Below are 12358 nucleotides of genomic sequence, written 5' to 3' on the forward strand. Positions count from 1 at the left end.
GCCGCTTAAAACAATCAAATGGACCGCTGTATCATGCGGCAAGTTTAGCGAGGTGTTCCATTGATTCGAGTGCTAGTGGTTGATGATCATGACTTGGTTCGTACCGGAATCAGCAGAATGTTGGCTGATATCGACGGTCTTGCAGTAGTCGGTCAAGCTGAAAGTGGTGAAGAGTCAATTATTAAAACCCGCGAGCTCAAACCTGACGTCATCCTTATGGACGTCAAGATGCCGGGTATTGGCGGTCTGGAAGCGACGCGCAAGCTGATTCGCAGTAATCCTGACGTCAAGGTGGTTGCCGTTACCGCCTGTGAAGAAGACCCATTTCCAACGCGTTTACTGCAAGCAGGGGCTTCTGGCTACCTGACCAAGGGCGCTGCGCTGGATGAAATGGTTCAGGCCATTCGCATGGTATTTGCCGGGCAGCGTTATATCAGCCCGCAAATTGCACAGCAGCTTGCGTTGAAGTCGTTTCAGCCGCAAAGCAGCAATTCACCGTTTGATTTGCTTTCAGAGCGTGAAATTCAGGTCGCGTTAATGATTGCCGGCTGCCAAAAAGTGCAGATCATCTCGGACAAGCTGTGCTTGTCGCCGAAGACGGTCAACACCTATCGATATCGCATTTTTGAAAAGCTAGCGATTACCAGCGACGTTGAACTGGCTTTGCTGGCTGTTCGTCACGGCATGGTCGATGCATCCCAGTAACAATTCCAAAGCGTTTGATTCCAGCGCTTTTCTAGCCACGTGCAGCGGGCGTCCCGGGGTTTACCGGATGTCCGATGCCGATGGCAAGCTGCTGTATGTCGGTAAGGCCAAAAATCTCAAGAGCCGTCTTTCCAGTTACTTCCGCAAAACCGGTTTAGCGCCTAAAACGGCTGCGCTGGTGTCAAAGATTGCGCAAGTTGAAACTACAATTACCGCCAATGAGACCGAGGCGTTGCTGCTCGAGCAGACGCTTATCAAGGAGTGGCGACCGCCTTACAACATCCTCCTGCGTGACGATAAGTCCTATCCCTATGTCTTTCTCTCGGATGGCCAGTTTCCGCGGTTGAGCATTCATCGCGGCGCAAAGAAGCTTAAAGGGCGTTACTTTGGCCCGTACCCAAGCGCAGGCGCGATTCGTGAAAGTCTGGGGCTGTTGCAGAAAACCTTCCTGGTGCGCCAGTGCGAGGATAGTTACTTCAAAAACCGTACGCGGCCATGTTTGCAGTATCAAATCAAACGTTGCAAAGGGCCCTGTGTCGGCCTGGTTGAGCCTGAAGAGTACGCTGAAGACGTTCGCCACTCGGTAATGTTTCTTGAAGGGCGCAGCAATGCCCTGACTGATGAGCTGTCATCGGCGATGCAAAAGGCATCAAGTGAGTTGAATTTTGAGCGTGCAGCAGAAGTGCGCGATCAAATATCGCTGCTGCGCCGCGTGCAAGACCAGCAAAGCATGGAAGGCGGTACAGGTGATGTCGATGTGGTCGCCAGCATTGTTACGCCCGGCGGAGCCTGTGTTCATTTGATTACCGTGCGCGGCGGTCGGGTGCTTGGCAGCAAGAATTTCTTCCCGCAGGTCGCCATTGAAGAAGACAGCACGGCAGTGATGCTGGCGTTTCTGTCGCAGTATTACCTGGGCAGCCACGAGCGCGACCTGCCGACGGAGTTGATCGTCAACGTCAACAATGAAGACTATCCGACGTTAATTGCTGCGATCGAAGCGTCTCGCGGGCGCGAACTTGCAATCAGCTACCGCGTTCGGGCGACCCGTGCGCGCTGGCAACAATTGGCTGTGACCAATGCCGAGCAAGCGCTGAGTGCGCGACTGGCAAATCGTCAGCATGTCGCTGCGCGCTTTGAGGCTCTCGCTGAAGCGCTCAAGCTGGATGAGATTCCACAACGGCTTGAGTGCTTTGACATCAGCCACTCGAGCGGGGAGGCGACAGTTGCCTCGTGCGTGGTGTTTGGCCCCGAGGGTCCGCTCAAGTCGGATTACCGGCGCTACAACATTGAAGGCATTACCGGCGGTGATGACTATGCAGCCATGCATCAGGCGCTGACGCGTCGTTTCAGCAAGATCAAAGAGGGTGAAGGCAAGTTGCCTGACATCCTGTTGGTCGATGGCGGTAAAGGTCAGTTGGCAATGGCTCGTGAAGTGCTCGAGGAGTTGGCTGTACCGGAGTTGATCCTCCTTGGCGTGGCCAAAGGCACCACGCGCAAGCCTGGCTTGGAAACCCTGTATCTCAATGATGCGGCACATGAATTTACCTTGCCGGGTAACTCGCCCGCGCTGCACCTGATTCAGCAAATCCGTGATGAGTCTCACCGTTTTGCGATTACGGGTCACCGTGCGCGTCGCGGTAAAACGCGGCGTACCTCAACATTGGAGGGGGTTGCCGGAGTTGGGCCAAAGCGTCGGCGCGAACTGTTGAATCATTTCGGTGGCCTGCAAGAGTTGTCGCGTGCGAGTATTGAGGAAATCGCTAAATCCCCCGGCATTAGCAAAAAGCTTGCAGAGCTCATTTATGCGGCATTGCACAGCGAGTAGAATGCTGGCTCACCCTGAACAGTTGTGCTGATGAATATCCCCAATCTGCTTACGGTACTTCGTGTACTGCTGATTCCTGTTTTTGTATTGCTGTTCTATCTACCGTTCTCGTGGAGCTATTGGGCTGCAAGCCTGGTTTTCACCGTGGCGGCAGTGACAGATTGGCTGGACGGCTATCTGGCGCGCCTGTGGCAGCAGAGCACCCCGTTTGGTGCCTTTCTTGACCCGGTGGCCGATAAGCTAAGCGTTGCAGTGGCATTGGTGCTGCTGGTCGCGGAGCACCACAATCTGTGGCTGACCTTGGCGGCGGCAGTGATTATCTGTCGTGAAATTGTTGTCTCAGCTCTGCGCGAATGGATGGCTGAAATTGGCGCGAGAGCGCATGTGGCAGTGTCTAATTTGGGCAAGTGGAAAACTGCAGCGCAAATGGTTGCATTGGTGATTTTGCTGGCCAATCCACCGCTGATGACCGCTTGGGTGGCTTTTGGTTATGGCTTGTTAATCGTTGCGGCGATTCTCACTTTATGGTCGATGGTGCACTACTTAATGGCCGCATGGCCGCATCTCAGCCCCTCGACCGAAAAGAAATAAACTTTTTTGAATCAAGGGGTTGACGCCGGGCGCGGAACATATAGAATGGCGCCCGTCAACACGACAAGCGGGAATAGCTCAGTTGGTAGAGCACGACCTTGCCAAGGTCGGGGTCGCGAGTTCGAGTCTCGTTTCCCGCTCCAGTTTTTAACGGGCCGTTTATAGCGGCCCGTTTAGTTTCAAGGCTGAGTAGCAGAGTGGTTATGCACCGGATTGCAAATCCGTGAACGCCGGTTCGATTCCGACCTCAGCCTCCAAATAGAAAGCCCCGCAGCGTCTAGCTTGCGGGGCTTTTTTATGTCTTCGTGAATGGCTGTAGTTTCCGCAACTTTTGGGGGCCGTTTCCGTAACCCCTCGTTATTTTGTGGGGTTTACGATCTCGCCAAGGCGCCGGTAAACCCTATTTGTGATCTCCTCTTTGGTGTGCCCAAGTAGCTTGCTTGCCTCTGTGAGGCTTTCAATTTCTGTTGCTGCCTTGGGCCTGATGTCCCGAAGCTGAAACTGGCGTATTCGTTCAGCAAGGGCCAGGTCACCAGCAGCATCAGCTGCGCTTGCGGCGCGCGCTCTGGCTTCATCCCAACGATTACGCAGCATTGGCTTGCTCAGCCGCAAACCTTTCTGGTTGGTAATTAGCGTGCTGGTTTTGATGCCTGCAAGCATTCGCCGCTCGATTAGCCCCGCGATGAATGAGCCCAAGCCCGTAAGCTGGTTGCCGTCGTGCAAGCGGATGCGCAGGCGCTTACCCGTTTTGCCCTGGTCAACTTGCAAGTAATCCTCGCAGAGGTCTGTGACAACTGGTTTTAGCGCATCAGCTGGACGCTGGCCAGTCAGGTAGGCCAGATCCATTGAGTGAACCTCGATTGGCTACTAACAGGCGATGGCCCGATGTGGCGCAATAGCGAGAAAAACTCGATCTCAGGTGAGAAGGGTGAGGGCTTGTTGAGTGGTAACACTGCACAAGAGAAGGCCGTACTAGAGTTGTTTCGCAGCTTAGGTGAGGCCGATCAGCGTGTGTTGATCGACTCCATTCAAGACAAACAACGACTGACAGTTATCGAAAATAAGTTAGAGGAATTGGCTGTCGCAGTTGCCGCGCTTAACCGTTCGTCCTAATGTGTTCCTATCTGGAACGCGTCAACAGGATTGGGCGAAGAGATGGATCTACATCAAGAGTTCGAAAAAAGCCGCTTTTTTAATTCCGCCCGAATGGATCGCAGGGCGGCTGACGCTCTGTCAGGTCTGGCTGCTGGGATCGTTTCGGACGGCGTTGTGACGCTGGATGAAGCTAAGTTTCTACAGTCATGGCTAGACGCAAATTTGGTTCATCTTGATGATCCCGTGATCAACCTGCTTTACCAGCGTCTTGGTCTAATGCTCCAGGACGGTGCTCTAGATGACGACGAAGCAGCTGACCTACTAAGCATACTTCGTAAGTTCGGTGGGCTTGAGCTAGCGAAGGCTAACGCCAAGCCAACTTTTGCTGCCTCCAATGATTTGCCACTGTGTTCACCTGCACCTGCTTTAGAGTGGAGCGGGCGCGTGTTTGTGTTCACAGGAACGATGGCTTTTGGTCCTCGCAAGGAGTGCCAGAAGCTAGTTGAGGAGCGCGGCGGGCTAATTGGGGGTGGTGTAAACAAAAAAACTCACTATCTCGTGATAGGCAGTGTCGGCAATGAGCAATGGCGACACAGCAGCTACGGCCTAAAAATAATGAGAGCCGTAGAGCTCCGCGAGGCCGGTGTACCGATTGCCATTGTCAGCGAAGGGAGCTGGCAGCAGGCGATGTTTGGTTTGTGAATATTAAGAATAGTGAACTTGTTGAGAGATTTTCATAAGTTCAGAGTTTATAAAAATATAAAGCTGCAAGAAAATAAATAATAATTTATCAAAATTTATTTGATCAAAGGGGGAGAGGGTGATCACAAATCCAGCATTAGAGACGCTTCAACGTAACGCGAGGCTTTTAATAATGCCGCTATTCGCTGCAGCAGTTTATTCAAGTTATGGGCTGCTGACTTCTTCGGAACTGCCCCTTGATAAAACATTGTTATATTGGCCTGCTTATATTTCAATGTTTGTTTTACAGGTTCTGTTCGTTTCAGGGGTTGTTCAATTATGTGATTTCGCTACTTTTTATTTGTCCGCCTATATTAAAACAATACGTGCTTGTGTTGGGTTGTGCTGTCTTACTGTGGGTTTTATTCCTTTGTCTGGGATAGGAGAGGGAGATGTGGGTAATTTATTATGGCCGGTTGCATTTATAACTTTTGGGTTTCATGTGTTTAGCGATTAATTAAGTTGATTCCGGTTTGGTCATTTTTTTTAGCGTTTGGTCTTATTTTATAGGTGTAATTTGAATACAATATCTCCGTATACAATTAGAAGTTTTGATCCTCTTAAGAAAGCGGTCAAGATTGAGGATAATTATGCGAGCCTAGGGGCTGTTGGAGCTTCTGATACATATAAAATTTTTAAAGAATTTATTTTGTCAAAAGGAAATGATTTTCATATAATTAAAGAGGCAAAGCAGATTTACTGTTTTTCAAGTTTTAAGTTTAATGATGTCAAACGAACTTTTTGTGGAATTGTTAAGGTTGGTACATATGGGGCGAGAACAGATATTATTAATATCGATACTGGTAGAGTCGATTTCAAAAGGTTAGAAAAGAATGCTGAGGTGCTAAATCATTATGTCCAGTTTTATGTGCCTGTAAAACAAAATGAAGGTATTGTGCTTCTTCACAATCAACGCAATGTTGGTATTAAAACATTACTTCATGACCTGCTTCGAGAGGCATTCTCTAAAAAAACTAATCGTATTTTGCAAATGAACCCCCTTGCTTATGAGAAAGCATTTGATGAGTGGCGGAAAGCTGTAGCAAAAGAAATAAAGTTAGTTAAGTTTAAAGGTATGGGAGCTATAGAGGATCAGATCAAAAAACTCGGTCACGATGAAACAGAAAAAAATGTTATTATTAAAGCACCTCGAAAATCAAGCCTCGGAACACTAAGTGATTACTTTACTGCAGGATCAGATCAGTTTTCAGCTATCGAAATGCTTACTCCATTATGTTCTGAGGTGAAGGCGGTAGTTGAAATAGATGGGAGAAAGCGAACTTTTAAACTTGGTGGAAGTCACAGTGGGCAAGTGTGTGAAATTGATATAGATGAAGATCATGTTACAGTTATTGCTGGAAACCCTGACATGTTAGAGCTGCATAAATGGTGCACTACCCTGATGAATGAGTTTTTAGCAAGCATGTATCCCAAAATGGGAATTAAAATATGAGTAGCAAAATAAATGTCAAGGATATTGTACTTGGCCATTTTGGCACCCTAATGAAAACCGATGGGAGCTGGTCATGGGGAGACTTTATAACTTTCTGCATAGTACCTGTGTTTTTTGGTGGACTTTGCATTGCTGCAGAGTTTAGCTTGAATAAAGACATAGCATCTCTGCTTGTCAGTTTTGGAGCTATATTTACAGCTTTGTTACTTTCGGTTCTTATCTTGGTTTACGATCAAGAAAGTAAGCTTGATGAGAAGAAGGCGCGTGACATTGAATGCAAACGAGTGCCTGACGCATTTTATAGTGCAAGGAAAAAATTACTGGATGAGCTATATCTAAACCTTAGTTATTCTATATTGTGCTCCTTGGTTCTCATTGCTAGCTGTTTTGCATTTTCAGTCTCTGATACATTTGTGAAGTCTGATCAAAGTGAGCTCACGCTGGCACTTGTCTTTTCAAAACTTATATTTACTCCAGTTGCGATAGTTGTTGCAGTTAATTTATTACTGACTATTGTGATGGTGGTTAAGCGGCTTCACTGGTTGTTACGTATGAAATGATCCGTGAAAGGCTTGTTAGTTCTTAGGCTTTTGTGATATTTGTTCGATATAATTATACAGGTAGATTGCTATAATATTGATGTTCCGATGCCAGATATTCAACATGGCTTTGTCTGGACTTCGGGTCTCAACTAACCAGAGTTAAGATTCATTTGCTTCTGATTCAATTTTTCTAGAATGAAATGGGAACTACTGCTGGTTTTTCCCTGTTGCTCCATATTCCTCTGAAATGCTCTGAGCTGTCCTCCATTTCACGGTGCACTTAATAGGGGAGAATATATAGCCTAGTTTCTCGTCCGGGATTGCAATTATTGCTTTTCCTGGTTCCATATAGGCGACTTTTGCGCCGTCGATCTTTTCAATTCCGCATTTCTCTGCTTTGGTGTGAAAGCTTGCTTGAACCAGTTCTTTACGAATTTGGTTTTCTGCCCAAGGTGTTTTTAATACATATTCCATTAGGCTTAGTGGAACCAGTGCAAGCATTGCAAAGCCACAGGCTAATATGTAGCCGTTTAACGAGCTGTTAGCTTTGTTGTTTAGAGCGGGTGTTAATGAGTAAGCTTTTTCTTAGGATTATGGCCGGGGTTTTTAATGGCGGTTCCTAAAAGAGCTATCGCATATACTAACAAAGAAAATACCGCAGTAGTAATAATCCAGGCGACAGGCAGCATGATTATTGTAAGCCATGCCAAGCCCGTTGGTATTTCACTGGCTCTTATGTTGGTCAGATTGACAACAATACTTTCTGCATAGCTCGTTGCGCGTGATATGTTGACTGTAACTACTAGTGCTAGAGCTGAATTGAAAAGATAGGTGTATTTTTTGTAAGTATCTTTAACTGTTGCTGAGTTTGCAATTATTAGTATAGATAGTATTAATATTATAGTGAAAGATGTTATTCCGGTGTAAGTGGCAATTGGGCTTTGAGCGTTTACTACGGCTTTGTAAATGAATGCTGGCATTAGCACTGCAAAAACAACTGCTACTAAAATGAGGTGGCGTGATTGATTGTCGCTGTAGCGTATTTTTCTTGCGATAAAGCCAATTGATGTCTTGTTTGGGAATCCCTGCGAGATTGCAAGGTGAGAGCTCAATCCGAATAGAAATGGTATGTATAAAAAAAATAGCGCAATAAAAAACAAGCCTTCCATGTATGTATTCTCCCCGTATTGATTTTAAACTCGTTGAGGAGGGTGAAGATTTTCACCTTAATAGTAAAGCGCCACTACAAAATTTTTAGCGCTTCCAACTCAACCGCTCTTTGCGCACTAGCCTTGCTTGCATACAAGGCTGTAAGCCGCTTGGGACTGGTTTGATCACCTGTTGTGACTTTCTTCTGAACCCCTGTTTTTTCCTCCCGAAACCGTGTAAGCACACCTTTGTAGGTGGGGTTGCATCACTTGTGAGTGCGCCATCGTCAGGTAGTTGTGAGGTTAGATCGAGGCTGGTGCTGAAAGCCTCTGCGCTGAATGTGTGGGTGGCCCAGCCAGCCATTGAGCAGCTTGTTGATGATGTGTTCTAGCGCTGCGGTGTCTGTCCCTGGCGTTGCTTCAATGATGATTTAAATGGTGTAACCTGCAACGGTGATGACCGGATTATTGCTGCCAGTGGCTAGCGGTGGGCGTTGGTATAGCGCCACAGCGCTGCCTGTACCCAAGGAAATCGCTCATCCGCGCGTGAAATCAGATGCGGAGGATGTAGCGTGTAGCGGTACAGGGTAGGGGCCGCTCGAATACCCAGTCGCTGATGCTTTTACCCTTGTGCTCCCTGTGGTGCCGTCAACGATATAGTGTTTTTACACCGTATACGGCAGTGCCGTATATTGCGGTAAAGTGAACCGTTATTGACACTGAAATTTTCCAGCGTTATGCCGCCGATATTTGGGAGCAAGATGAGCGTGAACTGTTCATTAACTGGATTGCAGCCAACCTGTTAGCGGGTAATGTAGTGCCGGGTACTGGTGGTTTGCGCAAAGTGGGCTGGAGCCGAGTAGGAGTGGGTAAGCGCGGCGGGGCACGGGTGGTTTATTACAATGCGAGCAGTGAAGAAACCCTATGGCTGCTGATTGCCTATACCAAGGCAAAGTTCGATAACTTACCCAGCGCATTTCTCCTCGAACTCAAGAAAGAGGTTATTGATCATGGATAAAGAACTTGTGCAGTTTCAAGCTGACCTACTCGCGTCAGTTAAACAAATGAAAGCACGTAAGGTCGGGCGGACAACCTGTGTAGAGGTTTCTCCGTTTACCGAGGCTCGCGTCAAGGTCGGTATGACGCAAACCGCGTTTGCCGACTTGCTTGGCGTTAGTTCACGCACGCTGCAAGATTGGGAGCAGGGCCGTCGCCAACCAACTGGCGCAGCCAAAACACTTCTGCGTGTAGCCGCGCAGCACCCTGAGGCTTTGCGCGATCTAACTTAAAGGCCGATCAACAGCTGTTGTGGCCCGTAACTGCTGTGAACTTCCGCATGCCCTAGTACGGAGCGGATTCAGGCAGCCCCTTTCTGGTACAGGCCAATGGCCTTGCACGGCTCTGCAAGGCGGTCTTCACCGTTGACCAGGAACACGAAGTTGAGCAGGTCGATTTCTTTACGGGGGCTGCCAGTTCGCAGGTTGAGCGATGGCAACCAACCGATGATGATTGCGCCAGTTTGTACCCTGCAGCACGGCATTGTTAACTGTTAGCATTGCGTTCATCTAGGATACGTTCATAGAACTGAAAGTATGCAAGTAACACAGGGTAGCTGTGTAAAATGATTTTTACTGCGTCGGTAGTTCCAACTTTATCAGTGAATTTACGAACGCCTTCATCGAGGAGTCCCCAAGTGAGTTCGTAGCTGACAAACTCTTTTAAGGGAAAGGCATGACTAGGGGAACCCGGACAAATATTTTTTATAGGGTAGCCTACGCCCATCAGTACAATCTCTTCATCGAATGGTAATTCAATGAAGAGAGTGGACTTCATTACTTTATAACCTTTAACTAAGGTGGTTTCCGGTAATGGCTTAGTATCAGTTTCAAATTCAATGCCTTCATATACTGAAATAGCACACCCATGAAGTGCTAAAGGAGTGCCGTGATAGGTGGCATTCCGTAAAGCTTTGAGTATTTCAGTGTAAGTACTCCAGCCGGTAAAGTCTTTAGCAGCCCACGGCTTGCCGGTAAGTGACTTGAATTCCTTTCGCATGGCTTCAGTCAGTTGCTGGCTTTTATAAATTAATTGCTCGAACGCTTGCCGAAACCGAAGTGGGTATCGTCTGGAATTGTTGATTTCTATGTATAACCGTTTTAAATCTTCTGCTATTACTTGAGTTCTTCGAAGTTCTCGGGTCATTTTTAGTTAGCATCTAGTTGAGGAAAGAAAAGAGTTAGCTTTCCGTCCAGACTGGTAATGTAGGTCTTCTGCGAGTATGGCACTTTGTTAAGCTGTTCCTAACTCAGAGCTTGTCCTAGCAGCCAGCAGCCAGCAGCGCATACCATACCCCACATTTCCAAAGTTGACTCTTAAGTCGCGTTGAGTCGTTGGTTAATCCAATACCGAGGTTTGCTCTGTACTTTCGACTACGAGGGGACTGGTGCGTTAAGTACCCACATGAGGCAGGCAAGTAATTCGGATTCTAGCGGTTTTTGGTGCTGGGCTTGGGCAGGTTCTGCACCAAGCGCAGAACGTTGCGGATATCGTTGAGACGTAGATGATCAACTTCGGTCAAGCCATAGGACGGTTGAGAGCTTGCGGGTTGTCGTACCTTGCCATAAGTAACCGATCACTCATATAAGGATGGAACTATACTGCAAGAACAAAAATGCTTGAAAGCGGCGGCGGCGGCGGCGGCGGCGGTGGAGTCACTGGTATACCGATATTGTGCCGTGTACGCCATTGGCGTATATTCGTCTGATGATTTTTATCGAAACTCCTATTTTCACTGAAGACGTGCGCACGCTGCTTAGTGATGAGGAGTATGTACAGTTTCAACAGTACCTTGTAGCGACGCCCGAGGCTGGTGCGCTGATTACCCAGACCGGTGGGTTGCGCAAGGTGCGCTGGGCGGTACAAGGGCGAGGCAAAAGCGCGGGTGTGCGGGTTATTTACTACCACGTGACGGCTGATGCCCAAATTAGATTGATCTTGATCTACAAAAAAGGCGTGAAAGACAGCCTTAGCGCGGCGGAAAAGGCTGCGCTGAAAAAGCTAAATGAGAGGTGGATGTAATGGAGGCTAAATTATTTGACCGGCTGCTCGAAAGCATGCAGCAGATGGATGAAATTGTGCGCGGAGAGCGGGTGCCCTCCCGTGAGTTTCATATTGATGCGCTGCAGGTGAAGGAAATTCGCAAGGCCACGGGGCTGACCCAGGCTAAGTTTGCCGAAATGATTGATGTGCAGTTGGGCACTTTGCGCAATTGGGAGCAGGGCCGACGTGACCCAACAGGGCCAGCCAAAGCGTTGTTGCGGGCTATTCACAACGACCCAAAGCATGTGCTTCAGGCGCTAGCTGGCTGACTGCAACAGGGCTATCAACCCCGCTCGCCAAAATGGTGCGCGGGGTTTTTTATGTTCGATAACCGGCAATGTGTAGCAGTTGGCTGTCGCGAATCATATCAAGATCATCGCTGCTAGAACCCAACAGCTCGCGGCGGTCGTAGCGGGTGTTGAGCTGGCGGCGTTCATTGGGTTGCAGCTTATTGATCAGGGCGCCGGCCCAGCCTTCAATTGCGCTTAGGTCATCAGCCACGGTTTGGCCCTGGTTGTGGTGCTTCTATGCTTACACCTGTGGGCTCGGCAATTATTCATGACCAGATAATTTACGGTGAGTAGCTATATGGTCTGTGTGGGGTCGATCTACTGGATTGCTGGGACAGCGCAAGGCTCTTCCTGCCAAGCAGTTGTATACGCTGCCATATAGCGGCGGAAATCGACCCGTGTAATCAGCTTGGGAAGCTAGACGTTGGGGGGCAATCGTTTCCGCATCGTCGATCAAGGCCCCCATGGATAGGGGCTTAGGGGTAGGGCAGAATTTTCTTTATGCGGAAACGATTTTTAGATATGATTATGAAATACATGGTTTTTTGGCCGGATTGCAAATCCGTGAACGCCGGTTCGATTCCGACCTCAGCCTCCAAATAGAAAGCCTCGTAGATCAATGATTTACGAGGCTTTTTTATTGTGAAATAGGGGGTTGCGAGGCCAGCCTCGGCTGTATATAGTCCTCAACCACGAAATAAGCCAACACCGCCCCGATGGTGAAATTGGTAAACACAGCAGACTTAAAATCTGCCGACCGAAAGGTCTTGCCGGTTCGATTCCGGCTCGGGGCACCATCTTCAGTACAAAAAAGCCCCGTAGCGGGAATCGCTACGGGGCTTTTTTGTGGCCGCTGTTCAGGCCAGCAT

The 12358-nt window shown here is 48.4% G+C and carries 17 protein-coding genes, 3 tRNA genes and 1 pseudogene; 15 read left to right on the forward strand and 6 right to left on the reverse strand.

What is annotated here, in order from left to right:
* The first annotated feature begins 60 nt into the window (after positions 1-60).
* The 5 genes from uvrY (at position 61) to B9K09_RS10890 (ending at position 3378) form a co-directional block, all read left to right on the forward strand.
* Entirely contained in the window at positions 61-705 is a 645-nt protein-coding gene (gene uvrY, locus B9K09_RS10870; RefSeq protein ID WP_087516822.1) for a UvrY/SirA/GacA family response regulator transcription factor, read from the forward strand.
* The gene (gene uvrC / locus B9K09_RS10875) at positions 692-2530 is read left to right on the forward strand and encodes an excinuclease ABC subunit UvrC (protein WP_087516823.1); all 1839 of its coding nucleotides are present in this window, start codon (positions 692-694) and stop codon (positions 2528-2530) included. Before uvrY ends, uvrC begins: the two co-directional genes overlap by 14 nt.
* 30 nt (positions 2531-2560) lie before the next feature.
* Entirely contained in the window at positions 2561-3121 is a 561-nt protein-coding gene (pgsA, locus tag B9K09_RS10880) for a CDP-diacylglycerol--glycerol-3-phosphate 3-phosphatidyltransferase (RefSeq protein WP_087516824.1), read from the forward strand.
* A gap of 67 nt (positions 3122-3188) precedes the next feature.
* Positions 3189-3264 (forward strand) — tRNA-Gly (locus tag B9K09_RS10885).
* 40 nt (positions 3265-3304) lie between these two features.
* Positions 3305-3378, forward strand: a tRNA-Cys gene (locus tag B9K09_RS10890).
* Positions 3379-3478: 100 nt separating this feature from the next.
* On the opposite strand, the pseudogene B9K09_RS10895 reads toward B9K09_RS10890, so the two are convergent.
* Positions 3479-3970, reverse strand: a pseudogene (locus B9K09_RS10895) (integrase); the annotation flags it as partial.
* Positions 3971-4006: 36 nt separating this feature from the next.
* Between B9K09_RS10895 and B9K09_RS10900 the strand changes: the two are divergent.
* The 5 genes from B9K09_RS10900 (at position 4007) to B9K09_RS10915 (ending at position 6970) form a co-directional block, all read left to right on the forward strand.
* The gene (locus B9K09_RS10900; protein ID WP_087516826.1) at positions 4007-4234 is read left to right on the forward strand and encodes a hypothetical protein; all 228 of its coding nucleotides are present in this window, start codon (positions 4007-4009) and stop codon (positions 4232-4234) included.
* Between the two features lie 42 nt (positions 4235-4276).
* Positions 4277-4918: a BRCT domain-containing protein gene (locus B9K09_RS10905; protein ID WP_087516827.1), complete on the forward strand. Its 642-nt coding sequence runs from the start codon at positions 4277-4279 to the stop codon at positions 4916-4918.
* A 118-nt stretch (positions 4919-5036) separates the two neighbouring features.
* On the forward strand, positions 5037-5414 hold the full coding sequence (locus tag B9K09_RS22560) for a hypothetical protein (RefSeq protein ID WP_157699343.1): 378 nt from the start codon (positions 5037-5039) through the stop codon (positions 5412-5414).
* A 60-nt stretch (positions 5415-5474) separates the two neighbouring features.
* On the forward strand, positions 5475-6410 hold the full coding sequence (locus tag B9K09_RS10910; protein ID WP_087516828.1) for a hypothetical protein: 936 nt from the start codon (positions 5475-5477) through the stop codon (positions 6408-6410).
* Positions 6407-6970, forward strand: coding sequence for a hypothetical protein (locus B9K09_RS10915; protein ID WP_087516829.1), 564 nt, complete (start codon positions 6407-6409; stop codon positions 6968-6970). Before B9K09_RS10910 ends, B9K09_RS10915 begins: the two co-directional genes overlap by 4 nt.
* 189 nt (positions 6971-7159) lie before the next feature.
* On the opposite strand, the gene B9K09_RS10920 is transcribed toward B9K09_RS10915, so the two are convergent.
* Entirely contained in the window at positions 7160-7453 is a 294-nt protein-coding gene (locus tag B9K09_RS10920; RefSeq protein WP_087516830.1) for a hypothetical protein, read from the reverse strand.
* 65 nt (positions 7454-7518) lie between these two features.
* Positions 7519-8121 (reverse strand): hypothetical protein, encoded by a 603-nt coding sequence (locus B9K09_RS10925; RefSeq protein WP_087516831.1) that lies wholly within the window; start codon positions 8119-8121, stop codon positions 7519-7521.
* A gap of 796 nt (positions 8122-8917) precedes the next feature.
* On the opposite strand from B9K09_RS10925, the gene B9K09_RS10930 reads away from it, so the two are divergent.
* Together B9K09_RS10930 and B9K09_RS10935 are read left to right on the forward strand one after the other, a co-directional pair.
* A complete protein-coding gene (locus B9K09_RS10930) occupies positions 8918-9118 on the forward strand; it encodes a hypothetical protein (protein WP_256574288.1) in 201 nt (66 codons plus the stop codon).
* A complete protein-coding gene (locus B9K09_RS10935) occupies positions 9111-9389 on the forward strand; it encodes a DNA-binding transcriptional regulator (RefSeq protein WP_087516833.1) in 279 nt (92 codons plus the stop codon). Before B9K09_RS10930 ends, B9K09_RS10935 begins: the two co-directional genes overlap by 8 nt.
* A 68-nt stretch (positions 9390-9457) precedes the next feature.
* Here the strand turns inward: B9K09_RS10935 and B9K09_RS10940 are convergent, their stop codons facing one another.
* Together B9K09_RS10940 and B9K09_RS10945 are read right to left on the reverse strand one after the other, a co-directional pair.
* Positions 9458-9640, reverse strand: a complete 183-nt coding sequence (locus B9K09_RS10940; RefSeq protein ID WP_087516834.1) for a hypothetical protein — start codon at positions 9638-9640, stop codon at positions 9458-9460.
* Positions 9641-9642: 2 nt separating this feature from the next.
* A complete protein-coding gene (locus tag B9K09_RS10945) occupies positions 9643-10302 on the reverse strand; it encodes a hypothetical protein (RefSeq protein WP_157699344.1) in 660 nt (219 codons plus the stop codon).
* A gap of 561 nt (positions 10303-10863) precedes the next feature.
* Between B9K09_RS10945 and B9K09_RS10950 the strand changes: the two genes are divergently transcribed.
* Entirely contained in the window at positions 10864-11178 is a 315-nt protein-coding gene (locus tag B9K09_RS10950; RefSeq protein ID WP_087516836.1) for a type II toxin-antitoxin system RelE/ParE family toxin, read from the forward strand.
* Positions 11178-11468 carry a DNA-binding transcriptional regulator gene (locus B9K09_RS10955; protein ID WP_087516837.1) on the forward strand — a complete coding sequence of 97 codons (291 nt, stop codon included), beginning with the start codon at positions 11178-11180 and terminating at the stop codon, positions 11466-11468. Before B9K09_RS10950 ends, B9K09_RS10955 begins: the two co-directional genes overlap by 1 nt.
* 49 nt (positions 11469-11517) lie before the next feature.
* On the opposite strand, the gene B9K09_RS22680 is transcribed toward B9K09_RS10955, so the two are convergent.
* Positions 11518-11700 (reverse strand): hypothetical protein, encoded by a 183-nt coding sequence (locus B9K09_RS22680; RefSeq protein ID WP_087516838.1) that lies wholly within the window; start codon positions 11698-11700, stop codon positions 11518-11520.
* A 499-nt stretch (positions 11701-12199) separates the two neighbouring features.
* Between B9K09_RS22680 and B9K09_RS10965 the strand changes: the two genes are divergently transcribed.
* Positions 12200-12286, forward strand: a tRNA-Leu gene (locus tag B9K09_RS10965).
* The last annotated feature ends 72 nt before the right edge of the window (positions 12287-12358 follow it).

Source organism: Pseudomonas sp. M30-35 (assembly GCF_002163625.1).
Classification (GTDB): Bacteria; Pseudomonadota; Gammaproteobacteria; order Pseudomonadales; family Pseudomonadaceae; genus Aquipseudomonas.

Coding starts and splice junctions, on each gene's coding strand:
- B9K09_RS10945 (WP_157699344.1), bottom strand. CDS start 10,302: ATGACCCGAGAACTTCGAAGAACTCAAGTAATAGCAGAAGATTTAAAA.
- B9K09_RS10955 (WP_087516837.1), top strand. CDS start 11,178: ATGGAGGCTAAATTATTTGACCGGCTGCTCGAAAGCATGCAGCAGATG.
- B9K09_RS10905 (WP_087516827.1), top strand. CDS start 4,277: ATGGATCTACATCAAGAGTTCGAAAAAAGCCGCTTTTTTAATTCCGCC.
- B9K09_RS10940 (WP_087516834.1), bottom strand. CDS start 9,640: ATGCCGTGCTGCAGGGTACAAACTGGCGCAATCATCATCGGTTGGTTG.
- pgsA (WP_087516824.1), top strand. CDS start 2,561: ATGAATATCCCCAATCTGCTTACGGTACTTCGTGTACTGCTGATTCCT.
- B9K09_RS10935 (WP_087516833.1), top strand. CDS start 9,111: ATGGATAAAGAACTTGTGCAGTTTCAAGCTGACCTACTCGCGTCAGTT.
- B9K09_RS10950 (WP_087516836.1), top strand. CDS start 10,864: ATGATTTTTATCGAAACTCCTATTTTCACTGAAGACGTGCGCACGCTG.
- B9K09_RS10920 (WP_087516830.1), bottom strand. CDS start 7,453: ATGCTTGCACTGGTTCCACTAAGCCTAATGGAATATGTATTAAAAACA.
- uvrC (WP_087516823.1), top strand. CDS start 692: ATGCATCCCAGTAACAATTCCAAAGCGTTTGATTCCAGCGCTTTTCTA.
- B9K09_RS10925 (WP_087516831.1), bottom strand. CDS start 8,121: ATGGAAGGCTTGTTTTTTATTGCGCTATTTTTTTTATACATACCATTT.
- B9K09_RS10915 (WP_087516829.1), top strand. CDS start 6,407: ATGAGTAGCAAAATAAATGTCAAGGATATTGTACTTGGCCATTTTGGC.
- B9K09_RS10900 (WP_087516826.1), top strand. CDS start 4,007: ATGTGGCGCAATAGCGAGAAAAACTCGATCTCAGGTGAGAAGGGTGAG.